This is a genomic window from Actinacidiphila sp. bgisy160, assembly GCF_057707815.1.
On sequence record NZ_JBYIQW010000028.1, the window covers coordinates 60,944 to 85,475 of the forward strand.

At 72.5% G+C, this 24,532-nt stretch carries 25 protein-coding genes and 2 tRNA genes; 12 read left to right on the forward strand and 15 right to left on the reverse strand.

Annotation, left to right across the window (positions count from 1 at the left end):
• Positions 1-30: 30 nt before the first annotated feature.
• The 5 genes from proB (at position 31) to AC3EUJ_RS22060 (ending at position 4,941) form a co-directional block, all read left to right on the forward strand.
• On the forward strand, positions 31-1,185 hold the full coding sequence (gene proB / locus AC3EUJ_RS22040) for a glutamate 5-kinase (RefSeq protein ID WP_431963917.1): 1,155 nt from the start codon (positions 31-33) through the stop codon (positions 1,183-1,185).
• A 126-nt stretch (positions 1,186-1,311) separates the two neighbouring features.
• Positions 1,312-1,758: a hypothetical protein gene (locus AC3EUJ_RS22045; RefSeq protein ID WP_431963919.1), complete on the forward strand. Its 447-nt coding sequence runs from the start codon at positions 1,312-1,314 to the stop codon at positions 1,756-1,758.
• 90 nt (positions 1,759-1,848) lie between these two features.
• Positions 1,849-3,174, forward strand: coding sequence for a glutamate-5-semialdehyde dehydrogenase (locus AC3EUJ_RS22050; RefSeq protein ID WP_431963921.1), 1,326 nt, complete (start codon positions 1,849-1,851; stop codon positions 3,172-3,174).
• A 71-nt stretch (positions 3,175-3,245) separates the two neighbouring features.
• Positions 3,246-3,734 (forward strand): SCO2584 family spore wall biosynthesis protein, encoded by a 489-nt coding sequence (locus AC3EUJ_RS22055; RefSeq protein WP_431963923.1) that lies wholly within the window; start codon positions 3,246-3,248, stop codon positions 3,732-3,734.
• 64 nt (positions 3,735-3,798) lie between these two features.
• Positions 3,799-4,941 (forward strand): SCO2583 family membrane protein, encoded by a 1,143-nt coding sequence (locus AC3EUJ_RS22060; protein ID WP_431963925.1) that lies wholly within the window; start codon positions 3,799-3,801, stop codon positions 4,939-4,941.
• Here the strand turns inward: AC3EUJ_RS22060 and AC3EUJ_RS22065 are convergent.
• Positions 4,862-5,983, reverse strand: a complete 1,122-nt coding sequence (locus AC3EUJ_RS22065) for a M48 family metallopeptidase (RefSeq protein ID WP_431963926.1) — start codon at positions 5,981-5,983, stop codon at positions 4,862-4,864. The two genes, AC3EUJ_RS22060 and AC3EUJ_RS22065, sit on opposite strands and share 80 nt — an antisense overlap.
• 142 nt (positions 5,984-6,125) lie before the next feature.
• Between AC3EUJ_RS22065 and AC3EUJ_RS22070 the strand changes: the two genes are divergently transcribed.
• The 6 genes from AC3EUJ_RS22070 to AC3EUJ_RS22095 all read left to right on the forward strand — a co-directional run bounded on the left by AC3EUJ_RS22070 (position 6,126) and on the right by AC3EUJ_RS22095 (position 10,029).
• Positions 6,126-6,284 (forward strand): hypothetical protein, encoded by a 159-nt coding sequence (locus tag AC3EUJ_RS22070; RefSeq protein WP_018556595.1) that lies wholly within the window; start codon positions 6,126-6,128, stop codon positions 6,282-6,284.
• A gap of 34 nt (positions 6,285-6,318) precedes the next feature.
• Positions 6,319-6,900, forward strand: a complete 582-nt coding sequence (nadD, locus tag AC3EUJ_RS22075) for a nicotinate-nucleotide adenylyltransferase (RefSeq protein ID WP_431963928.1) — start codon at positions 6,319-6,321, stop codon at positions 6,898-6,900.
• A 37-nt stretch (positions 6,901-6,937) separates the two neighbouring features.
• The gene (locus AC3EUJ_RS22080) at positions 6,938-8,677 is read left to right on the forward strand and encodes an LCP family protein (RefSeq protein ID WP_431963930.1); all 1,740 of its coding nucleotides are present in this window, start codon (positions 6,938-6,940) and stop codon (positions 8,675-8,677) included.
• A gap of 84 nt (positions 8,678-8,761) precedes the next feature.
• On the forward strand, positions 8,762-9,199 hold the full coding sequence (rsfS, locus tag AC3EUJ_RS22085) for a ribosome silencing factor (RefSeq protein WP_431963932.1): 438 nt from the start codon (positions 8,762-8,764) through the stop codon (positions 9,197-9,199).
• Positions 9,196-9,849: a histidine phosphatase family protein gene (locus AC3EUJ_RS22090; RefSeq protein ID WP_431963978.1), complete on the forward strand. Its 654-nt coding sequence runs from the start codon at positions 9,196-9,198 to the stop codon at positions 9,847-9,849. Before rsfS ends, AC3EUJ_RS22090 begins: the two co-directional genes overlap by 4 nt.
• A 107-nt stretch (positions 9,850-9,956) precedes the next feature.
• Positions 9,957-10,029, forward strand: a tRNA-Ala gene (locus AC3EUJ_RS22095).
• A 146-nt stretch (positions 10,030-10,175) separates the two neighbouring features.
• Here the strand turns inward: AC3EUJ_RS22095 and AC3EUJ_RS22100 are convergent.
• Positions 10,176-11,450, reverse strand: coding sequence for a glycosyltransferase 87 family protein (locus tag AC3EUJ_RS22100; RefSeq protein WP_431963934.1), 1,275 nt, complete (start codon positions 11,448-11,450; stop codon positions 10,176-10,178).
• A 149-nt stretch (positions 11,451-11,599) separates the two neighbouring features.
• Here AC3EUJ_RS22100 and AC3EUJ_RS22105 point away from each other — a divergent pair.
• Positions 11,600-11,672: transfer RNA gene (locus AC3EUJ_RS22105), tRNA-Ala, on the forward strand.
• A gap of 72 nt (positions 11,673-11,744) precedes the next feature.
• On the opposite strand, the gene AC3EUJ_RS22110 is transcribed toward AC3EUJ_RS22105, so the two are convergent.
• The 13 genes from AC3EUJ_RS22110 to AC3EUJ_RS22170 form a co-directional block, all read right to left on the reverse strand.
• Complete coding sequence (locus tag AC3EUJ_RS22110; RefSeq protein ID WP_431963935.1) at positions 11,745-12,518, reverse strand: dienelactone hydrolase family protein; 774 nt, start codon at positions 12,516-12,518, stop codon at positions 11,745-11,747.
• Positions 12,519-12,546: 28 nt separating this feature from the next.
• Positions 12,547-12,909, reverse strand: coding sequence for a DUF4873 domain-containing protein (locus AC3EUJ_RS22115; protein ID WP_431963937.1), 363 nt, complete (start codon positions 12,907-12,909; stop codon positions 12,547-12,549).
• Positions 12,906-13,829, reverse strand: coding sequence for an AurF N-oxygenase family protein (locus tag AC3EUJ_RS22120; protein WP_431963939.1), 924 nt, complete (start codon positions 13,827-13,829; stop codon positions 12,906-12,908). Before AC3EUJ_RS22120 ends, AC3EUJ_RS22115 begins: the two co-directional genes overlap by 4 nt.
• 9 nt (positions 13,830-13,838) lie before the next feature.
• Positions 13,839-14,696 (reverse strand): HesA/MoeB/ThiF family protein, encoded by an 858-nt coding sequence (locus tag AC3EUJ_RS22125; RefSeq protein ID WP_431963941.1) that lies wholly within the window; start codon positions 14,694-14,696, stop codon positions 13,839-13,841.
• Positions 14,693-15,610: a hypothetical protein gene (locus AC3EUJ_RS22130; RefSeq protein ID WP_431963943.1), complete on the reverse strand. Its 918-nt coding sequence runs from the start codon at positions 15,608-15,610 to the stop codon at positions 14,693-14,695. The genes AC3EUJ_RS22125 and AC3EUJ_RS22130 overlap by 4 nt, the downstream gene beginning before the upstream one ends.
• A 29-nt stretch (positions 15,611-15,639) precedes the next feature.
• Positions 15,640-16,914, reverse strand: a complete 1,275-nt coding sequence (locus AC3EUJ_RS22135) for an acyl-CoA dehydrogenase family protein (protein ID WP_431963945.1) — start codon at positions 16,912-16,914, stop codon at positions 15,640-15,642.
• A 45-nt stretch (positions 16,915-16,959) separates the two neighbouring features.
• Positions 16,960-17,325: a hypothetical protein gene (locus AC3EUJ_RS22140; protein ID WP_431963947.1), complete on the reverse strand. Its 366-nt coding sequence runs from the start codon at positions 17,323-17,325 to the stop codon at positions 16,960-16,962.
• Positions 17,326-17,335: 10 nt separating this feature from the next.
• Positions 17,336-18,892, reverse strand: a complete 1,557-nt coding sequence (locus AC3EUJ_RS22145) for a GMC family oxidoreductase (RefSeq protein ID WP_431963949.1) — start codon at positions 18,890-18,892, stop codon at positions 17,336-17,338.
• Complete coding sequence (locus AC3EUJ_RS22150; RefSeq protein ID WP_431963951.1) at positions 18,889-19,560, reverse strand: SGNH/GDSL hydrolase family protein; 672 nt, start codon at positions 19,558-19,560, stop codon at positions 18,889-18,891. The genes AC3EUJ_RS22145 and AC3EUJ_RS22150 overlap by 4 nt, the downstream gene beginning before the upstream one ends.
• Positions 19,557-19,820: an acyl carrier protein gene (locus tag AC3EUJ_RS22155; RefSeq protein ID WP_431963953.1), complete on the reverse strand. Its 264-nt coding sequence runs from the start codon at positions 19,818-19,820 to the stop codon at positions 19,557-19,559. The genes AC3EUJ_RS22150 and AC3EUJ_RS22155 overlap by 4 nt, the downstream gene beginning before the upstream one ends.
• A 39-nt stretch (positions 19,821-19,859) precedes the next feature.
• Positions 19,860-20,897 (reverse strand): ribonucleotide-diphosphate reductase subunit beta, encoded by a 1,038-nt coding sequence (locus AC3EUJ_RS22160; protein ID WP_431963955.1) that lies wholly within the window; start codon positions 20,895-20,897, stop codon positions 19,860-19,862.
• Positions 20,898-21,075: 178 nt separating this feature from the next.
• Complete coding sequence (locus AC3EUJ_RS22165; protein WP_431963957.1) at positions 21,076-22,767, reverse strand: AMP-binding protein; 1,692 nt, start codon at positions 22,765-22,767, stop codon at positions 21,076-21,078.
• Between the two features lie 300 nt (positions 22,768-23,067).
• Positions 23,068-24,519 (reverse strand): MFS transporter, encoded by a 1,452-nt coding sequence (locus AC3EUJ_RS22170; protein WP_431963959.1) that lies wholly within the window; start codon positions 24,517-24,519, stop codon positions 23,068-23,070.
• Positions 24,520-24,532: the final 13 nt, after the last annotated feature.

The following is a 24,532-nucleotide window of genomic DNA, read 5'->3' on the forward strand; positions in this document are numbered from 1 at the left end:
GCAGGAGCGGTGCGAGACGCGAGGAAGCACGTGGCGAGCGCGAGGCAGGACGTGGCGGAGGCCCGGCGGGTCGTGGTCAAGGTCGGGTCGTCGTCCCTGACGACGGCGGCCGGCGGCCTGGACGCCGACCGGGTGGACGCCCTCGTGGACGTGCTCGCCAAGGCGCGCGGGACGGGGGAGGGCGCGGCGCAGGAGGGTGCGGCGGCCAAGGAGGTCGTCCTGGTCTCCTCCGGTGCCATCGCCGCCGGGCTGGCGCCGCTCGGGCTCACCCGGCGACCCCGGGACCTGGCCCGGCAGCAGGCCGCCGCCAGCGTCGGCCAGGGTCTGCTGGTGGCTCGCTACACGGCCTCCTTCGCCCGGTACGGCGTACGGGTCGGCCAGGTGCTGCTCACCTCCGACGACATGAGCCGCCGGGCGCACTACCGCAACGCCTTCCGCACGCTGGACAAGTTGCTCGCCATGCGCGCCATGCCGATCGTCAACGAGAACGACACGGTGGCCACCGACGAGATCCGCTTCGGCGACAACGACCGCCTCGCCGCCCTGGTCGCCCACCTGGTCCGCGCCGACCTGCTCGTGCTGCTCTCCGACGTCGACGGCCTCTACGACGGCGACCCCGCACTCCCGGGCACCTCGCGCATCGAGGAGGTCCGCGGGCAGCGGGACCTGGAGGGCGTCTCCATCGGCAGCGCGGGCAAGGCCGGCGTCGGCACCGGGGGCATGGTCACCAAGGTCGAGGCCGCGCGGATCGCGGCCGGCGCCGGCATCCCGGTCGTGCTCACCTCCGCCTCGCAGGCCGCGGACGCGCTGGCCGGACGGTGTACGGGCACCCTCTTCCACGCCACCGGCAAGCGCTCCGCCGACCGGCTGCTGTGGCTGGCCCACGCCTCCACGCCGCTCGGCGCGCTCATCCTGGACGACGGCGCGGTGCAGGCGGTCGTCAAGCGCCGCACCTCACTGCTGCCCGCGGGAATCGCGGCGGTGGAGGGCCACTTCACCGCCGGAGACCCGGTCGAACTGCGCGACACCTCCGGCCACGCCGTCGCACGCGGCCTGGTGAACTTCGACGCCAAGGAGCTGCCGCGGCTGCTCGGCCGTTCCACCCGCGAACTGGCGCGGGAGCTGGGGCCCGCCTACGAGCGCGAGGTCGTGCACCGGGACGACCTCGTTCTCCTGCACCACTGAGGCGGACCTCCTTCGTGGTTACTTCGTGAAAACCGCCCCGCGGCCGCTCCCGGGCTGCTGGACTTTGAGGGCGGAGCACGGAATCCGGCCACGGACGTGAAGACAGGGACGACAGGGAGGCCGCCGGTGAGACGAGGGCGCCCGGGGGCATCGTCGTCCCGAGGGACGGCGGAGCGGACACTGGTGAGCGTGACGAGCGACGACATCGCCCCGCCGACCCGGGAGCGCCCCGTGTCCCGGCTCTGGCACGTGACGCTCAGCGTCTCCGGGCCCGAGGCCCCGCTCGCCGAGGTGCGGCGCGCGCTGGAACAACTCGCGAACGACCATCCCTTCCTGCTGACCAGCCGGTACGCGGCCGACCACGCCGAGATCCGGTACTGGGAGGAGGCCCGCGACCTGCACGACGCCGCCGCCATCGCGCTGCGGCTGTGGGGTGAGCACCGCTCCTCCGCCAACCTGCCGCCCTGGGAGACGGTGGGCCTGGAGGTCATCGACCGGGACACCTATCACCAGCGCCTCGCGGAGGGCTACGGACCTCCCCCGGCGGCGCCCGTCGGCGTGCACCCCTACTGAGCCGCGACGGCCTCCGGCCGTGCGCGGCACGGGTCTCACCCGCTGGAAAGCCGCCCCGTCGGCCGGCGCCCACGCCGTACCCTGGCCGCTATGAGCAGCCGCAGCCACAGCAACGACGACCTCGCCGCCTCCCTGCCCTCGCCGTGGCCGAAGAGCCCGGTGCTGCAGGCCGCCTACCGTGCCCGTTCGGCCGCCGCCGACCTCGCGCCGCTGCCGCGCTCGGCGAAGGACGATGCTCTGCTGGCCATCGCCGACGCCCTGGTGGTCCGCACACGGGAGATCGTCGAGGCCAACGCGGAGGACGTCGCCCGCGCCCGCGAGGCGGGCACCGGCGAGGCGATTGTGGACCGGCTGACGCTGACCCCCGAGCGGGTCCGCGCCATCGCCTCCGATGTGCGCGACGTGGCCGGCCTGCCCGACCCGGTCGGCGAGGTGGTGCGCGGCTCCACGCTGCCCAACGGGCTGGACCTGCGGCAGATCCGTGTGCCGCTGGGCGTGGTCGGCATCATCTACGAGGCCCGGCCCAACGTCACCGTGGACGCGGCCTCGCTCTGCCTGAAGTCCGGCAACGCGGTGCTGCTGCGCGGCTCCTCCTCGGCGTACCACTCCAACTCCGCGCTGGTGACGGTGGTGCGCGACGCCGTCGGCGGCGCCGGGCTGCCCGCCGACGCCGTCCAGTTGGTGCCGGGGGAGAGCCGGGAGTCGGTGCGCGAGCTGATGCGCGCCCGCGGCATGGTCGACGTGCTCATCCCGCGCGGCGGTGCCTCCCTCATCAAGACGGTGGTCGAGGAGTCGATCGTCCCGGTGATCGAGACCGGCACCGGCAACTGCCATGTGTACGTGGACGCGCAGGCCGACCTCGACACCGCCGTCTCGATCCTGGTCAACTCCAAGGCGCAGCGCCCGAGCGTGTGCAACGCCGCCGAGACACTGCTGGTGCACCGGGACATCGCCGCCGACTTCCTGCCGCGCGCCCTGGACGCGCTGGCCGCGGCCGGGGTCACCGTGCACGCCGACGACCGGGTGCGGGAACTGGCCGAGAAGAGCGGCACCAAGGCCATCGTCGTCCCGGCCACCGCGGAGGACTGGGAGACCGAGTACCTGAGCAACGACATCGCCGCCGCCGTGGTGGACTCGCTGGACGCCGCCGTGCAGCACATCCGGCTGTGGTCCTCCGGGCACACCGAGGCCATCGTCACCACCTCGCAGCCGGCCGCCCGGCGGTTCACCCGGTTGGTGGATTCCGCGGCCGTCGCCGTCAACGCCTCGACCCGGTTCACCGACGGCGGGCAGTTCGGCTTCGGCGCGGAGATCGGCATCTCCACGCAGAAGCTGCACGCCCGCGGCCCGATGGGGCTTCCGGAGCTGACCTCGACCAAGTACGTCTTCACCGGGGACGGTCACATCCGCGGCTGACCGGCCCCGGTGGAAGGACGGACTTCCCGAGCGGCCTGCCCAATCCGCGTGATCGGCCCTATTCTGGACGGGTGCCGGACGAACTGGGGGGCAAGCCGTTCCCGGACGGCGAGGACCACGGTGGCGCGGATGACGAATTCGCGTCCGTGGTGCTCGACGAGGCCTTCATACGGGCGGCCGCCTTCCACGAACCCAGCGCCCATGAGCGCATGCTCGCCGCCGCCACGGCACAGGCCGAGGCCGAGGCGTCCCGCCCCCGCGTCCTGAGCGGGGAGGACGGCACCAGCCCGTACGGGGAAGCGGAGGCCGAGCGCTCCGCGCAGGACGTTGAGTACGAGGACCTCTACTCCCAGCGGCGCCCCTACCGGGGGCACGGGCGCTGGCACCGGACCGTGGCGTGGGTGCTCGCCGTGGTGATGGGCATCGGCGTCGTGGCACTGACGTTCGCGGCGGTCTACCGGGGTGCCGGAGGCGCTCGCCAGCCCTCCGTCCCGCCCGCTCCGACGGGCCGGATCGGAGCCCCGTCGCTACCCCCGGTGGCGGTCAGCCGCACCCCCTGACGCCGCCCGAACTTGTCTCGTACCAGGACGTTTTAAAGGGCCCTGACAGACCTACGCTTGTTGTATGGCAGGGCCTGGTAACCCACCGGAGGGGAACCCCGAGGGCTCCCCGGGAGGTGGTGAGGACGAGTACCGATCCGTCGTCTTCGACGAGTCGTTCGTCCGTGCTGCCCGGATACAGGAGTTCTCCGCGCGGGAGCGGCTGGACGGATCGGCCCGCTCGGTGCGCACCCGCCGCCCATGGGCCCGCGGCGGTGCCCCGCGGCAGGCCCTGGTCCTCGTCCTGCTGATCGTCATGGCCTTCGGCACCGCCGTCTACCTGGGCATACGCAACCCCTACGACCAGCCCGCCCCTCCCGTGGCGGAGCCGCTGCGGATCACCTTGCTGCCGCTCGCCCCCACGGCTGTCGTGGCCGCCGTGGACCGGTCGCGGCCGTTCGCCGGGCAGCGCGCCGAGCACTACCGGGCCGGCGGGGACGGCTACGCGCTGCCCCCGGCGCGCCGCACCGCGCACTTCAGCGAGAGCCAGGTCATGCAGGCCCTGGTCTTCGCCAAGGACTACCTGGTCGCATCCTCCGCCGATCCCGGCGCGCTGACCGGCGGGGACATCCGCACGGTGCGCACCATGCTCGACCCCGGGCAGCTCGACCAGTTCGACCGCAGCCTGGAGCGGCCCGCGGACGACGGGCGCCACGCGGCGACCGGCTGGCTGGTGCGCTTCGACCCCACCCGTGTCGCCCTCGCCGACGACGAGGTCAAGGTGCGCGGCACCATGACCGTGGCCGAGGCGGGCGGCGAGGCTCTGGAGGTCGTCACCGACCACACCCTGGTCTACGCCGTACAGGCCGCCACCGGGGGCAGCGGCCAGGCCTCGCTGTTCACGGTGCGCCGCGCACTGCGGCTGCGGTTCGACCGCGCGGACCTGCGCGACCAGCACGTGGAGCTGCTGCAGGCCGCCGTCGAGGCCGGGCCGCTGTCCTGCGCGGGCGCCCCCGTGGCGCACTTCCTGCCGCTGCTGGCCGGGCAGCGGCCGTCGGCGCAGCCCGGGGTCGACCCCTACGACCACCGCCACGAGATCAGCTCGGTGTGCGGGGTGCTCGCCCCGGCCCCGGTGGCCGGACCGGGGATCAGCTCTCCGGCGGCGAGTGCGGCGAGTCCTTCGGCGGGCGCTCCGACGAGCCGGAGCCCTGGCCCGGCGTCCCGGTGAAGCGGCCGCGCAGCCGGCCGCCGATGTCCCCTGCCCCCGACCCGATGTCGGCGAGCAGCTTCATGAGCGGGTCCTTGCTGGTCTTCACCGTGTCGGCGTAGTGGCTCGCGGATTCCTTGAACGAGTCGTAGACCGAGGTGTCCTTGTCCTCGCTGCGCCGCGGGTAGTGGCCGTCCATGATGCGCTGGTGGTCGCGGCTCGCCGCCCACTTCTTCAGCTCGGCGGCGCGCACGGTGGTGAACGGGTGGCTGCGCGGCAGGACGTTGAGGATCTTCAGCACGGAGTCGCGCAGGTCGCCCGACTCCTCGTACTCCTCGGCCTGCTTCAGGAACGCGTCCACGTTCATCTCGTGCAGGTGGTTGCCGCCGGCGATCTTCATCAGGCCGCGCATCGAGGCCTGCAGGTCCTGGCCGACCAGGAGTCCGGCGCGGTCGGCGGAGAGCTCCGACTTGCGGAACCACTCGCGCAGTGCGGTGACGAGCGCCATGATCGCGAGGTTGCCGAGCGGTATCCAGGCGACCCGCAGCGCCAGGCTGGTCAGGAAGAGCAGGATCGTGCGGTAGACGGAGTGGCCGGACAGGGCGTGACCGACCTCGTGGCCGACGACGGCCCGCATCTCCTCCTCGTCCAGCAGCTCCACCAGCCCGGTGGTGACGACGATGATCGGCTCGTCCAGGCCGATGCACATCGCGTTGGGCTTCGGGTCCTGGGTGACGTACATCGCCGGGACCCTGGGCAGGTCGAGGATGTAGCAGGCGTCCCGCAGCATGTCGTTGAGGTGCGCGAACTGCTGGTCGCTGACGCGCACCGAGTCCGAGAGGAACAGCAGCCGCAACGAGCGCTCCGGCAGCAGCCCGCTGAGCGCCTTGAAGACGGTGTCGAAGCCGCTCAGCTTGCGCAGCGCCACCAGCGCGGAACGGTCCGCCGGGTGTTCGTACGCGCGCGAGGAGACGCCCTCGAAGCGCCGCCGGTTGCGTCCGGGCAGCCGCCCCGACTCGTTCCCGCCGCCGTTCGCACCGCTCGAATCGTTCGGACCGGACATATGTCCCCGCCCCCCTGCTCGCCCGTTGGGTACCTAGTGAGGACGCGCGGAGCCACCGCGAAGTTCCAGCCGGACCGCCCGTACGATGTTGCCCGAGTCTTCCGCCCGTCGACAGACCCCGAAGCCACCAAGGGACCGCCGAATGACCTCCTACGCGACCGCCGCCGTTCTGACCACGCTCGCCGAGGGCGAGGGCGGCGGCAACCACGAGAGCCTGAGCCCCTACCTCACGGGCGGCGGCGCGCTGTTCGCGCTGCTGCTCCTGCTCTTCATCACCACCCGTTTCAACCGCGACCGCTGAGCTCGATCAGGCGATGCGGGTAGGGTCTATCCGCATGAAGAAGCGAATCGGTGTGATGGGTGGGACGTTCGATCCCATCCACCACGGCCACCTCGTGGCGGCCAGCGAGGTGGCGCACCTTTTCCAGCTGGACGAGGTGGTCTTCGTGCCCACCGGCCAGCCATGGCAGAAGAGCGCACAGAAGGTGTCGGCGGCCGAGGACCGCTACCTGATGACGGTGATCGCCACCGCGTCGAACCCGCAGTTCTCGGTCAGCCGCAGCGACATCGAGCGCGGCGGCCGCACGTACACCATCGACACGCTCCGCGACCTGCGGGCCGAGCACCCCGAGGCGGAGCTGTTCTTCATCACGGGGGCGGACGCGCTGGCCCAGATCTTCTCCTGGCGCAAGGCCGAGGAGCTGTTCTCGCTGGCGCACTTCATCGGCGTCACCCGTCCCGGGCACACCCTGTCCGACCCCGGCTTCCCGGCCGGTGGGGTCTCCCTGGTGGAGGTGCCCGCCCTGGCGATCTCCTCGACCGACTGCCGTCAGCGGGTCGCCAAGGGGGAGCCGGTCTGGTATCTCGTGCCCGACGGTGTCGTGCGCTACATCGACAAACGCAGGCTGTACCGGTAAGTGATCAGCGGCTGATCGGCAACTGGAGGGGTCCCCAGTGAACGACTACCCCCGATGGCAATACGCCGAGGGAACACCCGAGCAGGGCGGTCAGGACCCCTACGGAGAGGACCCCTACGCACAGCAGCGGGGCGACTACGCAAACGGTTGCGGCGACGAGTACGGCCAGTACGGCCCCTACGCCCAGCAACCCGGCCCGCCCGGCGGTCAGCAGACCGGCCGGCAGCAGTCCTACCCGGGCCGGCAGGGCGGGCAGCAGGGCTACTCCGGGCAGCCGTACTACCCACAGGAGCAGCCGCAGTACCAGCAGCAGCACCCCCAACACCCCCAGCAGACGCAGCAGTACCAGGGGTGGATCCCGCAGCAGCCGCAGTACCAGGAGCCGTACTACGAGCAGCAGCAGAACGGGCAGCCTCCGGCGCCCCCGCAGGCCCCTCCGGCCCAGCGGCAGCCCGCGTACGAGGAACCGCCGGCCCGGCCCGCCGCCGCCCGCGCGCCCTCGGGCGAAGCCGACTACCACACCGGCCAGTTCTCCTTCGTCGACGAGGAGACCGAGGAGTCGGAAGAGGTCATCGACTGGCTGAAGTTCACCGAGTCCCGCACCGAGCGCCGCGAGGAGGCCAGGCGCCGCGGCCGCAACCGCGTGGTCGCCGCGGTCGTCGTCCTGGTGCTGGCCGCCGTCGGCGGCGTCGGCTACCTGTGGAAGGCCGGCAAGATCCCCGGCCTCGGTGGGGACTCCGGGACCGCCCAGCAGGCGGCGGGCGGTCAGAAGCGCGACGTCATCGTGCTGCACCTGCGCCCGGTCGGCAGCGAGGAGACCTCGACCGCGCTGCTGGTCAGCAACTCGACGACCAGGAAGGGCACCACCGTCCTGCTGCCGAACTCCCTCGCCGTCAGCAGCGACGACGGCGGCAGCACCACGCTCGGCAAGTCCGTCGTGGAGAACGGTTCCGCCCCCACCCGTGAGGCGCTGGAAGGTCTGCTCGGCACCAAGATCAGCGGCACCTGGCGGCTGGACACCCCCTACCTGGACAACCTCGTCGAGTCCCTCGGCGGGGTCCTCGTCGACACCGACGCCACGGTGAAGGCCGGCAAGAAGAAGGGCGACAAGACCCTCGTCAAGCCCGGCAAGCAGCAGGAGCTGGGCGGTCAGGCCGCCGTCGCCTACGCGACCTACCGGGGACCGGGCGAGGGGCCGGACAAGCAGCTCGCCCGCTTCGGGCAGGTCGTCCAGGCCGTGCTGAAGAAGATGTACAGCGACCCGGACCTGGCGACCAAGACCATCGAGGGGCTCAACCAGGTCATCGAGCCCCCGCTGACCGAGAAGGACCTCGGCAGCAGCCTCGCGGCGCTGTCCGAGGAGGCGAAGGGCGGCGACTACACCACCGAGACGCTGCCCGTGGAGCCCGACGGCACGCTGAGCGAGAAGGCCACCGAGGACGTGGTGAAGAAGGTGCTCGGCGGCACCGTCACCAACACCGAGTCCGACGGCATCCCCCGGGTCACCCTGCGCAACGCCACCGGAGTGGCGGCCAACACCGGCGAGGCCCAGGTGCAGATCATCGGCGGCGGCTACACCTTCGTCTCCGGCGCCACCGCGGACATCCAGGCCACCTCGCAGGTGCTGTACGCCGACGCCGACCAGAAGGCGAACGCGCAGGAGCTGGCGAAGACGCTGGGCCTGTCCGCCAAGGCCGCCAAGAAGGGCGGCGTGGCCTCCAACGCCGACATCACGGTCGTCCTGGGCCAGGACTACAGCCCGCCGGAGAAGAGCTGACCGGGGCGGCCCATAACCGGTCGGGGACGGAGTGCGGTCCGTGAGACCCTGGACGTACGACGCCCCCGACCGGAAAGCCGCACAGTGACCGCCACGGACCGCTCCATCGAGCTCATCCAGACCGCCGCCCAAGCGGCCGCCGACAAGCTCGCGCACGACATCATCGCCTACGACGTCAGCGACGTCCTCTCCATCACCGACGCGTTCCTGCTGGCCTCCGCGCCCAACGACCGCCAGGTGAAGGCCATCGTCGACGAGGTCGAGGAGCGGCTGCAGAAGGAGCTCGGCGTCAAGCCGGTGCGCCGCGAGGGCGAGCGCGAGGGGCGCTGGGTGCTGCTCGACTACGTGGACATCGTGGTGCACGTGCAGCACTCGGAGGAGCGGGTCTTCTACGCGCTCGAGCGGCTGTGGAAGGACTGCCCCGAGCTCGAGCTGCCCAAGGACGCCGTCGCCACCCGCGGCAAGGCCGAGGAGCACGCCCGCGCCACCGCGGCCGCCGACGGGGACGGAGAGCTGATCTGAACGGGCATGTACGCGGTCGCGGCCGCCGGGTCGTCTTCTGGCGGCACGGCCAGACCTCGTGGAACGTGGAGGGCCGCTTCCAGGGCTCCACGGACATCTCGCTGACCTCCACCGGCGTCGCGCAGGCCAAACGGGCCGCACGGCTGCTCGCCGCGCTGCAGCCGGACGCGATCGTCTCCTCCGACCTGCAGCGCGCCGCCGACACCGCCGCGGAGCTGGCCGCCGTCACGGGCCTGGACATCTCGTACGACGAGGGGCTGCGGGAGACCTACGCGGGTGTGTGGCAGGGCCTGACCCACGAGGAGATCACCGAGCGTTATGGCGCGGAGTACGCGGCCTGGAAGCGCGGCGAGCCCGTGCGGCGCGGCGGCGGCGAGCTGGAGACCGAGGTCGCCGACCGGGCCGCCCCGGTGGTGCTCGCGGCGGCCGACAAGCTGCCCGACGGCGGGGTGCTGGTGGTCGTCAGCCACGGCGGCGCGATCCGCACCACCATCGGCCGTCTCCTCGGGCTCGACCCGCGCAGCTGGGAGGCGCTCGGCGGGCTGTCCAACACCTGCTGGTCCGTCCTCGGCGAGGGCGCCCGGGGCTGGCGGCTGCTGGAGCACAACGCCGGCACCCTGCCCGAGCCGGTGCTCGGCGACGACGACTGACGGGTCCCGGACGCCCGGGGCGGGGCCGGTCCGGAGCCGATTTCAGGAATCCGGCCCCGACCGGCTAAGCTTCTTCTCGTTCGGAGGGCCGAAAGCCCGAGGACAGCGGGGCTATAGCTCAGTTGGTAGAGCGCTTGCATGGCATGCAAGAGGTCCGGGGTTCGAATCCCCGTAGCTCCACAGAAGCAGCGGATCCCGTCTCCCCCAGGGAGGCGGGATCTTTGCGTTCGCACCGCCGTCGTGCTCCGGGCGTGCCGTGAAGCGTCTGGCGGCGCGAAGCGGCCTTCCCGGCGGGACCGTTGGGGACCGGTCTCGGGCCGGCCGGCTCAGCCGGGGGCCGTGGCGCGCTCCCTCCGGTCGCGCCAGGCGATGGCCGCCGCGAGGCACAGGAACGCCGCCCCGGCGGCCGGGTAGACCGCGGAGAGGGCCATCTGGGCCGCGGACTGGTGGAGTTCGGGACGCGAGACCCCGTCGCCGTGCGGTGTGAGCCACAGCGCGTACGAGCAGAAGAGCAGGCCGTACAGCGCGGTGCCGCCCCACCCGAGCGCGGGCCGCCGGGCGCGCGGGGCGCGTCCGGCGAGGAACACGGCCAGGGGAACCGCCCACACCCAGTGGTGCGACCAGGAGATGGGGCTGACCAGGAGGCCCGTCACGGCACAGGACAGCGCCGCCCAGGCGTGCTCCCCGGCCCGCAGGTGCGCAGTGGCGACGGCCAGGCCCGCGCAGGCCGCGAGAACGGCCGGGAGGAGCCACCAGCCGCCCGGGTCGCCGGTGTGCAGCGCCCGCGCGAGCACTCCCCGCAAGGACTGGTTGGCGGTGTCCTCGGCGTTGCCGGCGCGGTCGGCGGAGAAGACGACCCCGGTCCAGAAGCGCCCCGAGTCGCGCGGCAGTACGAGCGCGGAAAGGCCCACCGTCGCCGCGAAGGTGACGCACGCCACGGCGGCCTGCCGCAGATACGGGTTCCACCGCTCGCGCCGCCGCCAGGCCACCGCCGCTCCGCCGACGGCCAGGAAGACCACGAACAGCAACGGGGTCAGCTTGATCCCCGCGGCGACGCCGATGCCGATCCCGGCCGCCCGGTTCCCGCGCCGGGTGAAGTCCCACAGCACCAGGACCGCGAGCAGCAGGTTGACCTGCCCGTACCGCAGCGTCGTCCACACCGGCTCGCACCACACGGCCGCCGCCGCCACGCCGAGCGCGGCCGCCGTCGGGGGGAGCCGCCGCGGCAGTCCGGCCAGCCGGAGCGACAGGTGGCAGAGCGCCACCAGCAGGCCCAGGTTGAGCAGGGTCGCCGCGGTCCGGCAGGCGCCGGTGCCGAGCAGCGTCAGCGGCGTGAAGAGCAGCGCCGCGAACGGGGGGTAGGTGTTGGGCAGCCGGGCGTGGGTGACGCGCATCGCGTACAGGTCCCCGCCCTTGCGCACCGTCCATCCCTCGGCACGGTAGACGGTGAGGTCGATCATCGAGACGTGTGCGGCGCGTTGGGCGGCCCAGAAGGCCGTGAAGGAGACCAGGCAGGCGAGTGCCGCGACGAGGACGGCCCGCCGCGCCGGGAGGCTCCGGGTGGCGTCCTCGGCGGCGGCTCTGGGCTGTGTCGCGGTCACGGCGGCCTGCTCCGCTCTCGGTCGGGGAGGGGTCAGCCGACAGTACCGGGAGCCCTGCCGCGGCGGCCAGGAATGGATTTGGCGAACCGCCCCCATGGCCGTGTAATGTATGCCAGGTCGCCGGGGGGAACCCCGGGAGACGGCAGCGCGGGGCTATAGCTCAGTTGGTAGAGCGCTTGCATGGCATGCAAGAGGTCCGGGGTTCGAATCCCCGTAGCTCCACTTCCGCAGTGTGACGAGAGCCCGTCCGATCGCCTCGATCGGACGGGTTCTTCGTGTTCCGCGTCGGCCGTCTCACCCGGCGGCCGCGCGCCGGGCGAAGGCCAGCACCCTGCGCCAGGCGTCGGCCGAGGCCTCGGTGTTCTCGCCCTGCTTCACGTCGAAGAAGCTGTGCGGGGCGCCGGGGTAGGTGACCACTTCGTGCTCGATCCCCGCCTCGGCGAGGGCGCGCTCGAAGGCGTCGACATGCCGCTGCGGGATGCCGGGGTCGTCTCCCGCCATGAGCGCGAGCACCGGGGCGGTCAGCTCGCCCGCCCGCTGGGTGGGGCCGGGTGCGCCGTCGGGGCCGGGGGCGGGCCAGCAGGAGAAGCCCACCGTCCCGGCCAGGTCGTGGCCCGCCCGCTTCGTGCCCGCGAGGACGGCCAGCCGGCCCCCGATGCAAAAGCCCGCGGTGACGATCCGGCGCCGCTCGCCGCCCTCGGGGGAGCGCAGGTGCGCCACCGCGGCGGAGAGGTCGTCGTACAGGCCGCGCGGGGTCAGCCGCACCATGTGCTCGTCCACCGGGAAGTCCGCGTCCCGTTCGCCCACCCCCGCGGTGCGGCCGTAGTAGTCGACGACCACCGCGTGGTGGCCGTTCTCGGCGAAGCGCCGGGCCAGCTCGATGTAGAAGCGGTAGAGCCCGCGCACATCGGGCAGGATGACGACACCGAGGCCGGAGGGGTTCTCCGGTACGGCCTCGAAGGCGGCGAAGCGGGTTCCGTCCCGCGCGGTGAGCGTGATCCGGTGGTCCCGGGCGAGGGCCTGCGGCCCGTGGGGCACCGGAGGCGCGGAATCGGGTTCGAAGCACATGGTGCGGCTCCCTGGGGGTTCTCGCGGGTCAGTTCTCGAGGCCGGGCGTGGCCATGGCGCTGAACGGGGGCGTGCTGGTGCCCGCGACCCGCATCCGCTGCCACAGGTCGGGGTCGGAGAGCTCGCCCTCGGCCCGGCCGTGCGGGGTGCACACGGTGACGGGGACCGGCTGTCCGCCCACCAGCGCGGACAGCCGCGCGTCGGGGGCCAGCCGGCCGTACCAGTGGTAGCGGCCGTCGAGGGGCTGGAAGTAGCCGGTCAGCCGGATCTCGACGTCCAGGGTCCGGCCTGCCACCAGCAGGGTGGCCGGTCCGGCGTAGCCGTCCTCGTCGTGGTCGTGGTCGTGGTCGTGGTGGGGCCCGTGATCGGACTCGTGGCCGTGGGCGGTCACGACAGCCAGCCGGCCTCGCGCCAGACCTTCTCCGTCGGGCCGCCGATCAGCCCGATCTGCTGGTAGTACGCGGCGATCCGCTGACCGCCGTACTTCGCGTTCTCGATGTTGTTGGGGTTCGCGCGGGCCGCCGCGATCGCGGTCTTCGGGTCGAGCCCGGCCCGCTGGTACATCAGCGGGTTGTAGCGGTCCTTGCGCATGCCGGCGACGATCCCCGCGAGCAGCCGGCGCAGCGCGCCGAGCCGGGCCCTGGACAGGGTGGGCACGAACCGTTCGAGTTCGGTGCGGGCGAAGGAGATGTGCCGGGCCTCCTCGACCACGTGGATGCGGGCGACCGCGCGCACGACGGGCTGGATGGTCTCGTCATTGGACTGCTCGCGCTGGAAGCGGTCGAAGAACTCCTCGGTGAGCAGGATCAGAGCCCACAACGCCGGCACCGGCGCGAAGGTCTTGAGCAGCAGGCCGCTGCGGAGGGTCTTCGGCGGGGTCGGGTAGATCTCGGCGCCGATCTTCTCCACCAGCCTGGCGAACATGATCATGTGCCGGACCTCGTCCGCGACCTCCGTCAGGGCGAACTGCACCTGTGGGGTCGACACGTCGCGCTTGTAGACGTACCGGGAGACCAGGTGGAGCAGGACGTGCTCGGTCCACACCCCGACGGCGACCGAGGCGGCCAGCTCCTCGCGGCTGAGCAGCATCCGCTGCTCGGCGCCGAGCGAGTCCCACAGCTCGGTGCCGTAGAGCGAGCAGCGCTTCTCCGCGAGGAACCACTTGCCCTCGACGAGCGGCGCGTCCCAGTCGATGTCCACCAGGGGGTCGTACGAGTGCCGGGCGGACGCGATGAGCAGCTGGGCCGCCTTCTTCGTCTGGCGGGCGACCGGATCGGCCTTGAGATCGGGCTTGAGCAGTTCGGACGTCATCTCTTCCTCCTAGGACTGCGGTCGGACAATCTGGTGGACGTCCAGCGACAGCGCCTCGCGGACGGGACGGCCGGCCAGCACCTCGACGACGTAACGGGCGGTCAGGACGCCGAAGAGCAGCGAGGTGTAGACCAGCTGCGGAACGCTGTAGTCCGGCTCGTCGCGGTGGGCGCGCACATCGGCCAGCAGGTCCTCGGGCACCAGCTCGCGCGGCACGATCCGCAACAGCAGCTCCCACACCGACTCGGAGGCGACCTGCTCCGCGGTGACCTCGCCGGCCAGCGGTGGCAGCCCGAGGCGGTAGTCGTAGTAGCGGATGTACTGGGTGCCGGACATGTCGTAGCCGGAGACGACGGGCCGGCCCTGGGCCGCGGCCTCGGCGTGCAGGGCGTACTTGGCCCGCCAGCCCTCCGGGGTGGTCACGTCGACGCCGTCGACGACGATGTCGCAACCGCCCAGCAGCGCCGCCACGTTCCCGGGCTGGATCCCCTCCGGGCGCACCTCGGCGACCGCGTGCGGGTTGACCGCGCGGACGCGCTCCGCGGCCACCTCGGCCTTGTTGCGGCCGATGTCGGCGTGCGCGGCGTGCTGTCGGTTGAGGTTGTTCAGCTCGTACACGCCGGGTTCGGCGAGGACGAAGTGCTGCACGCCCAGCCGGGTCAGCGGATCGACGGCCGCCCCGCCCGTCGATCCGCACCCCGCGACGAGCACCACGGCCGTCCGCAGCGCCCGCTGCGCGGCGTCCGGGATCAGGCCGCGGTTGCGTTCGGTGAACGCGGCGTAGAACGCGTCGGGGGCGCCGCCCGTCCCCGTGGCGGCGGTCGCGGCGCGGGCCGGGACGGGTGCGGTCGTGTGGATGCCGGTCATACGTGAACCCTCCGCAAGCGGCCGCCGACCGTCTCCACCAGGCCCTTGAGGGCGTCCAGCGGATTGCGGTCGGTCAGGGCGCGGTCGATGTGTCGGATCAGTCGCCGAAGTTCCTCGCCGTGCGGAGCCCGCGCCACGAAGGGCTTCACCACGTCGCGCTGCGTGTAGAGCGGGAACATCAGGTCGTCGGCGGGCAGCGAGGGCCGGGTGCCCTCCAGCACCGTGATGTCCTTCAGGCTGCGCAGCAGCCTGCGGATCGCGACGCCCTCCTCGCCGTCCCCCACGAGCGCCTCGGGGGCCGGCTCGATCCGGCCGAGCGCGGTGTAGAAGCCGAGCATCAGCTCCAGTGTCAGGCGGAGCCGCGCGTAGGCGCTGGAACGATTCTGCTCGGCGCGGTGCACCAGCCGCTTGACCTCCCACACGCGGCTGGTGTCCAGGTCCCCGTCGCACTCCACGTGCTCGAAGAGATTGACTCCGTGGGCGACCTCGCACGGGAAGAGCGACCGTGCCGGGTCCTTGAGGTGCCGGGGCACCGGGTTGGTCGAGCCGACCAGCGAGAGATAGCGCAGGATCGCGCCGCTCGGCCCGTCGAGGGCGAGCACGTGGATCTCGTTGCGGTGGCCGCCGTGGGGCTCGGTCACCAGCGAGCGCCGGAAGGCGAGATCCGCGCTGGCGAACCTCAGGCGCAGGTACTGGGCGAGCCGGAAGCCGTAGATACCGTGGCGGTACGGCTCCGGCAGCCCGTCGTCGCGCACGGCGAGGACGGTCGGGCCGCCGGGCCGTTCGCAGTGGTAGAGGAGGCTCTCCGCGGGCACCTGGGCGGCGAGCCCCGTGAAACTGGTCAGGCTGTGCACCATCTGCACCTCGGCGGCGTAGACGTCGGTGCTCCGGGCCCGTTCGAGTGTCTGCTCCATCGCGATGGCTCCCTCGGCCGGATCGTGGATCAGGCGCGGTGGCCGTAGAGCGCGCCCGTGACGGCCAGTGCGAGGACCTCTGGGGTGCCCTCGTAGATGCGGGCCCCGAAGGACTCGCGGACGAACTTCTCGACGTCGTACTCCCGGCAGTAGCCGCGGGCGCCGAGCATCGACATGGCCTCCTCGGCCACCTCGATGGCGATCCGGTCCGCGAAGAGCTTGGCGGCGGCCGGGCCGTAGGTGGGGGCGGGCAGCATGTTGTCGGCCTGGTGGGCGGCCTGGAGGTAGAGGAGCCGGGCGGCGTCGATCTTCACGGACATGTCGGCGAGCTTCCGCGCGCTGAACTGGTGCCGGTACAGCGGCACCCCGGCCTGGACGCGCTCGCCGCACCACTGCTTGGCGATCTCGAACGCGCCCCGGGCGACGCCGGTGGAGATCGCGGCGACGGTGGCGCGGGCCTGGTTGGACTGCATGGTGAGGAAGTTCCAGCCGTTGCCCTCGCCGTGCACCACGTTCGCGGCGGGGACCCTGACCTCTTCGAGGACCAGGGTGGTGCCGAGGCAGGCGCGGTAGCCCATCTTGTCCGCGACCGGGCCGCGGGTCACGCCCTCGCTGTCCAGCGGGACGACGAAGGTGGTCAGGCCGTCCGCCCCCGGATGTCCCTCGAGGTTGGCGAAGACGGTGCACCACTGCGCGACCTTGCCGTTGGTGATGAACCGCTTGACGCCGTTGAGGACGTAGGTGTCGCCCTCCCGGCGGGCGGTGGTCACCTCCTGTGCGTACGGGGAGTTCTCCGGGATGAGCAGGTCGCAGCCGGCCACCTCCTCGGTGATGGCGTTGCAGGCGAGCACCGGCTCGGCGCCGAGGAACCCGGGGATGAACCGGGCCTGGAGGTCGGGGTCGCCGGAGGCGAGCACGCTGCTCTGGCCGAGCAGCGACGCACCGAAGATCAGCGCGGTACTGGCGCAGACGGCGGCGAGCTCCTCCAGGGCGACGGCGACACCGAGCACCCCCACGCCTCGGCCGCCGAACTCCCGGGGCAGGGTCATCCGCAGCAGCCCCAGCTCGTGGCCCTGGCGGACGATCTCCCAGTCGAAGTCGTCGTGCGGCGCGAGGTCGTTGTCGAGGACACGGGGCTTCACGACGGTGCGCGCGAACTCGCGGACCTCGTCGCGCAGCCGCTCCACCTCGGGCGGCAGCGTGAACAGGGAGGGCATGGCGGCCGCGCTGAGGGCGGCCGCGTCGGACAGGGTCGGCGCATTGGTCACGATGCCGGTGCTGACGGCGGCGGTCATGGCGGTCATGCCTTTCATCGATGTCGTACGGTCGTCGAAGGCGTCACGGACGGGTCAGGCGGACAGCTCGGCGTACGCGGCGCCCACCGCGGGCAGCAGGTCGGCCAGCTGCCGTACCTGGGCGACCGGGCCCTTGATGGTCAGCCGGCGCTCCACCACGGCGTTCATCAGCGGCAGCCGGCCGCTCCACACCTCGTGGGCGGTGTCCGGCCCCATCTCGAAGCGCAGGGTGGGAGGGAAGGGCGGTTCGCCCGTCACCACACCGTCGGAGGAGACGAAGACGGCGGCGCCGGGCTCGGGCTGGACGAAGAACAGCGAGAGACCGCGGTCCTTCAGCTTGGCGGTGAAGTCGTCGTCGGCGAGCAGGGCGCAGAACAGTGTCCGGTGGTCCACGGTCATGGCGGATGGCCTCTCGTTCATCGGGCTCGGGTCAGGCGGTGCGCAGCAGGTCGGCCGCGCGCTCGGCGAGCATCACGGTCGGGGCGTGGGTGTGCGCGCGGGGGACGACAGGAAGTGCGCCGGCATCGACGACGCGCAGTCCCGCTGTCCCCCGCACGCAGAACAGGGGATCCACGACCGACGCCTCGTCCGCCCCCATACGGCAGGTGCCCACGGGGTGGTAGAGCGTCTCCGCGTGGCGTCGCACCAGGGCGGCCACGGCGTCGGCGGAATCGTCCAGGACCCCGGCGACCAGCGGCTCCCCGAGCCACGGCGCCAGCGGCTCCCGGCGGAGGATGTCCTGGGCCCGGCGGATGCCCGCGGTCAGCGTGGCCAGGTCGGCCCCGCCCGGGTCGGTCAGATAGCCGGGGTCGATCAGGGGCGCCGCGGCCGGGTCGGCGGACCGCAGCGTGATCCGGCCGCGGCTCTGCGGCTGCAGCAGGACGACGCTGAGCGTCACCCCGTGCCCGGGGTCGCCGCGCCCGTGGTCGAGGAACGGCACCGGCATCCACAGCAGTTCGACGTCCGGGGCCGCCGGCCGCTCGTCGGTGCGCAGCCAGGCCACGGCCTCGGCGAGGTTGGAGCTCAGCTTCCCGGTGCGGTGGCGGAAGTACCGCATCACGTCCTCGGCCTGGTCGCCGATGCCCGGCGAGACCGGTTCGCGGGCGGCCAGGGCGAGCGGCGCGAACAGGTGGTCGCTCAGCCCCCGGCCCACCGCGGGCAGCTCCACGGCGACCGGGACGCCGTGCGCGCGCAGCTGCTCCGGGTCGCCGACGCCGGAGAGCATGAGCAGGTGCGGGCTGCCCACCGCGCCCGCGGCGAGGATCACCTCGCGGGCCGCCGCCACCGTCCGCGGGCCGTCCACCGTGGCGATCTCCACGCCGACCGCGCGGGTGCCGTCGAGCACGACCCGCCGGGCCTGCCCCGCGGTGAGGACGGTCAGGTTGTCCCGGCCGAGGGCGGGGCGCAGATAGGCGTCGGCGGTGCTCCAGCGACGGCCGTTGCGCTGGGTCACGCGGATCGGCCCGCAGCCCTCGGGCGCCGTCCACTCGGTGTCGCCCATCGGCGGGATGCCCGCCTTGGCGCAGGCGGCGAGGAAGTCGGCGGTGGTCGGATTGGGATCCCGCAGGTGCCGGACGCCCAGGGTCTCCTCGGCCCGCCGGAAGTACGGTTCCACCTCGGCGAAGCCCCAGCCGGTGAGGCCGGCGGCGGCCCAGCCGTCGTAGTCCGCGCGGTGACCGCGCGTCCAGATCTGGGCGTTGAGCGAGGAGGAACCGCCCAGGGTCCTGCCCCGCGGCCAGAAGACCTCACGGCCGCCCAGGGCCGGCTGGGGGGCGGTGGAGAACGCCCAGTCGTACTCCGTGCCGAACAGCTTGGGGAACGCGGCCGGGATGCTGATCTCCGCCTTGCGATCGGGACCGCCCGCCTCGACGAGGACGACCCGCACCGAGGGGTCCTCGCTCAGCCGCGCGGCGAGGACGCAGCCGGCCGAGCCGGCGCCGACCACGACGTAGTCGGCGCCGGCGGCCGAGGCGGCGGGCCCGGTCACGCGACGTCCTGCGCGAGGTTGCGGATGATCTCGGACGCGAGCACGGCGTGGCCGTGCATCGAGAAGTGGATCCCGTCCCCGCTCATCAGCGTGGGCTCGTTCCGGACCGGATGCCGCTCCATCTCCACGACGGTGGCGTCGTAGCGGCCGGCCACGGCCCTGATCCGCTCGTTCAGCGCGGCGATCCTGGTGCGGAACTCGGCCAGTTCGGGGAAGGCGTCGAAGATGTCGGCGACCGTGAAGGCGAAGATGTGCGCCTTCCGCTCGCGCAGCGCCCGGTAGATGGCGTCGAGGTCGGCCTCGACCGCGTCCAGGTCGGGCTCCGGGACGAACAGGTCGTTGCCGCCGGAGGCGACGTTCACCAGGTCGGGGCGGAACGCCAGCACCCGCTCCAGCTGGGTCTCGCGCACCTGGGCGGTGCGCAGCCCCGTCTCGCCGGTGTTGAGGTACTCCAGTCCGGGCCGGGTGGCCCGCAGGGCGCCCGCGACCCGATCGGGCCAGGGCACGTCGGCGTAGCCGGGGCACGGGCCGCCCACGCCCTGGGCGAAGCTGTCGCCCATCACGGCGAACCGGCGCCAGGGCGCGGGGCGCAGCAGCTCCGCCGCCGCGTCCTCCGCCAGGCAGTGCCGGTCGGCGCGCTCCTTCGCCGGGGTCACGGCGGCGCTCACGCGGCGTCGATGGGGGTGGCGAGGGCCTGCACGACCAGCTCCTCGACGTCCTGGACGGTGATGATGTCGGGCACCGTCCCCTGGCTCACGGAACTGAGACCGAAGGCGGACTCGATCTGCAGCGACAGCTCGATCACGGCGAGGGAGTCGTAGCCGAGGTCCTCCACCAGGAGGTCCGAGGGGGCGACGTCCCGCTTGCCGCTGGGGCTCATCTCGCCGACGATCTCGCGGACCCTGGCGCGTGTGGACTCGTTGGACATGCCGAACTCACTTTCCTGAGAGGTGTACTGACGGGTGGCTCACCGGGCGGCGGCGTCGCGGGCCGCGGCACGGATCGGGTGCGGGGCCGACCACCGCTCCTCGTAGGCGGAGAGCGCCTTGTCGATCTCCTCGCGCCAGGCCCGCTGGGCGCGGTCGGCCAGTTCGGGCATACCGATCAGGCGCAGCTGTTTGACCAGCCGCTCCTCGCCGATGTCGACGGAGCCCTGCAACTGCGCGGCCCGGCTGGCGAGCGCGGCGGGGATGGCGGGCGAGGGGTTGTGGCGGGCCGGGCCGACGAGCACCCAGGCCGCCATCCCGACCGCCTCGAAGTGGGCGTCCTCGACCACTCGGCCGAAACCGCGCGCCACGCCGTCCTCGGCGGCCCGCAGCCCGAACGAGACGTGCCGGGACTCGTCCCGCGTGACGTTGGTCAGGCCCTCCTCCAGGGCGGCCAGCCGCAGCCGCCGGGCGAGGAAGCGGGTGGTGCGCAGCGCGGTGGCGGCCAGCACGCCCTCGGTGATCAGGTGGTAGTAGACCAGGGCGCGGTACCAGGACTCGGTGTCGCCGCTGCGCCGGACCTCCGAGGTGACCCTGGTGAGCTCGGGGGCGAAGACCTTGGCGTAGTCGGCCGCCGCCTCCAGGTCGCCGCCCTCCGCGGCGTCGAGGTCGATGCCGCAGGCGTCCTCCAGGTAGGTCTGGAAGAACCTCACGTGGCGGGCCTCGTCGGCGAGCTGGGTGCACAGGTAGATGCGGTCGTCCTCGGTCGGCGGGCTGTCGATCAGCGTGCCGAGGGTGTGGGTCACCGCGACCTCGCCGACCTCCAGTTCGGCCAGCGCGCCCAGCATCTGCTGCCGCATGAACGGGGTGAGGGCGTTCCAGCGCTCCGCGTCACGGGCCGGCCTGACCTCGGCGACGCTCCACTGCTGCCGTTCCCAGCGGCGGTAGAGGTCGGCGGAGGTGGCGAGCCGGCCCTGCCGTTCCTGGCCGGGTCCGTGCTCGTCGGCGCCGGTTTCCGCGGTGATGTCGGGGACGTATCCCTGGCCGGGGCCGGTGTCCGTGGTGGCGGCGGTCGTCATGGCACTCGTCTCCTTGTGGGAATTCACGTCGTCAGGGCATGCGTGACCGCGGCGGGAATGCGGCGGAATTCACGGATGACGGAAAGGAATGTGCTGCGCATGGGACTGTGAAGGGGACTGCGGCTGCGGCGCACGTGCCGGGAGGGCCGGGTGCGCCGGATGTGCGGGAGGCGCCGGGTCAGCCGGTGACGGGGCCGGCGGGAGCCGTGCCGTGCACGACCTCCCCGATGGCCTCTCCGTCCTGGAAGCGGCGCCAGAGCAGGCGCCGGCGCGGCTTGCCGCTGGAGGTGCGGGGGATGCCGCCCCGCGCGGCGCGGACCACGGTGACCCCGACGGTGTCGTCGGTGGCGGCGCGGACCACGGCGAGCGCGCCGTCGAGCCAGCCGGCCTGCCCCGATTCGACGACGGCCACCACGTGGTGGGCCTCACCGGTCGTGCCGAGGGCGACGGCACAGCGCCCGGACGGGATGCCGTCGATCGCGGTGAGCGCGGTCTCGAGGTCCTCCGCGTGCACCTTCCGACCGCGGACCTTGATGCTGTCGCCGACCCGCCCGACCACGAACAGCTCGCCGTCCAGCAGGAATCCGGAGTCGCCGGTGCGCAGGCCGCCGTCCGTGAAGTCGGACGAGGCGTCCGGTACCGAGGACCGGTAGCCGCCCGCCACGGACGCCCCCCGGACGCGGATCTCGCCGAAGTGCCCCTCGGGGAGCGGCGCGCCGTCCTCGTCGACGATGTCCACGCGGGTGCCCGGCACCGCCGGGCCGCAGGACGTCAGCCAGTTCGTCCCGCCGTCGGGGTGTGCGGACCCGAGCCGTCCGCGGTCGGTGGGCACGACCGGCCGGCCGGTGTGCAGTCCGCCCTCCAGCCGTACGGTGCGCGCCCCGGTGCCCGGCGTGACGCCCGAGACGGCGAGGGTGGCCTCGGCGAGTCCGTAGCAGGGGGCGAAGGCCGTGGCGCGGAAGCCGTGAGGGGCCAGCAGCGCGTCGAAGGCGGCGGCGGCACGGGGATCGATGCGCTCCGCTCCGTTCATGGCGACCCGCCAGCCGGAGAAGTCCATTCCCTCCAGGTCCTGCGGACGGACGCGTTTGGCGGTGTAGCCGTATCCGAAATTGGGGGCGGTGGTCACGGTCGCGCCGTGCCGGCCGTGCGCCTCCAGCCAGCGCAGCGGGTCCCGAACGAAGTCCAGGGGTGACATGAGCCACAGGTCGATCTGGGCCGTGAGCGAACCGAGGAACGTTCCGATGAGCCCCATGTCGTGGTAGAGCGGGAGCCAGGAGGAGCAGGAGTCGGCGGCGGATATCCCCAGCCACTCGTGAATGCTCCGGACATTCGCCGCCAGATTGTCCCGGGACACCCGGACCCCCTTCGGGGAGCCGCTGGATCCCGACGTGAACTGCAGGAGCCCGAGGTTCGCCGGAGCGCGTCGCGCGGAATCCTCGATCGGTAATTCTGCCGCGCCGTCGAGGAGTACCACGGAGCTGCCGTCCAGTTGTGCCGATGTTTTCCCGGCTATTTCGGCGAGGGGCGCGTCGGACAGCACCAGGACCGGTTCGGCGACCTTCAGGATGTCCGTGACGTGCTCGGTGTACCGGTCATTCCCCTGGAAGGTGAGGGGCGAGGCGATGGGGGCCGGTGTGAGGCCGGCCAGCATGGTGCCCAGGAAGGCGGGTGCGAAGTCACGTACCTCGCTGACCAGCAAAGACACCACGTCGCCGGGCTGTGCGCCGTGGGCATGGAGCAAGGAGGCCACTCGGTGCGCCTCGCCGGCCAGTGTGGTGTAGGAGACGAACGACCAGCCGGTACCGGAATCCGAGAAATGGATTCCGCGATCTTCGGCGGCATGGTCGAGCCAATCAAGAACGGTGTGCACCAGGTCCCCCCGCGGTCACTGATCTACGAGCCGGAACATGGTCGTTTTCGAAGTTCCGGCCCTGCCGCGACCGAGTCTGCCATGGGGAGGGGTTGACTGCAAGAAAATTATTTGAGTCGACCCATCGGTAATGATCGGCGGGAGCGGATTGGTTTATTCCTTGAATTCTTTCCGGAATGATTTACTCCGCCGTTCGGTGAGCAATCGTGGGGAATGTTGAGGGAAAACGGGGGGGGCGGCGGCCGGGAGAACGATTCAATGTTCTCCCGGCCGCCGATTTTCCCGGCTCCGGGGCGGGGGTCAGGAGCCGGAGACCTCCGCCGGTGCCGGCGTGTCCGCCTCCTGCCGCGGGGCGGCCGCGGGGGCCCGGTCGGTGAGCCCCAGGGCGGCGAGCGCCGCCACGACGGTGACGGCCGTGCACGCCCGGTACAGGTCGTGGAAGGCGTCGATGCCCGGCGCCGAGTGCGCGGCCAGGATCGCGGCCAGCATCGCCGTCCCCAGGGCGCCGCCGATCTGGCGCGCGGTGAGGTTCATCCCCACGCCGGCCGCGAACTGCAGCGGCGGGAGCGCGGTCGCCGCGATGGACGACAGCGAGGTGACGGCGAAGCCGAGACCGCCGCCGCCCAGGAGTCCGGTCGGGACCCAGGCCCCCCAGAAGTCGGGTTCGGCGCCCAGGAAGTCACTGCCCATCAGCGCGGTGCACGCGGCGAACATCAGCGCGCCGAGGACCACCAGCCAGCGATGCGTCGCCGGTCGGGAGACCCGGCCGGCGGCGGTCGAGGTGATCATGGAGGCGACCGCGCCGACGCTCATCGCCCCGGCGGCCTCCATGATGCTCCAGTGCCACACCCCGGTGGCGAAGAGCGCGCCCGCCAGCAGCCAGGCGAACATCGACACGCCGAAGACCGCGGAGACGCCGTTGACCACCGCGTACTTCCGGCTCTTCCACAGGTCGGTGGCGATGGCCGGGGACTCGTGCCGCCGCGACCTCAGCACCGCGAACGCGCCCAGAGCCAGTCCGCCGGCGAGCAGGCCGAGCGTGCGGGCGCTCGTCCATCCCCAGGAGTCGCCCTCGGTGAGCGAGGCCACGACCAGTCCGATGCCGAGCGCGAGCGCCGCCGTGCCCACGACGTCGGGAAGCCTGCTGCCCGTCGCGGGCTGATGGCGGGGGAGCGCCCTCAGCCCGGCGACGGCCAGCAGGACGCCGATGGGCACATTGATGTAGAAGACCGCACGCCAGCTCAGCTGCTCCACGAGCACGCCGCCGATGGCCGGGCCGACGACCGCGGAGAAACCCGCCACCGCCGACCAGGTGCCGATCGCCTTGATCAGCTTCTCCAGTGGGGTCGAGGACATGATCAGACTGAGCGCAGAGGGGATCATCCCCGCCGCGAGCGCTCCCTGCGCGAACCGCGCCCCGATCAGCCACTCCGGGCCGGTGGCCGCGCCGCAGGCCAGTGAGGCGAGCGTGAAGCCGGCCAGCGACCAGAGGAAGACCTTGGTGCGCCCGACGGTGTCGGCCAGCCGTCCCGCCGGCGTCAGTACGGCGGCGAACATCACCGCGTAGCCGCTGACCACCCAGGTCAGCGTGGCCATCCCGGTGTCCGGGAACTTCTCGATGATCTTGGGGAACGCGATGTTCACGACGGACAGGTCGAGGAACGCCATGAAGGTCGCGCCCGAGCAGAGGAGCAGCACCAGGCCCGGATTGACCTCGGGCTCTCCCTGCCCACTCCTTAAGCGATCGGACATAGTACGGCACACC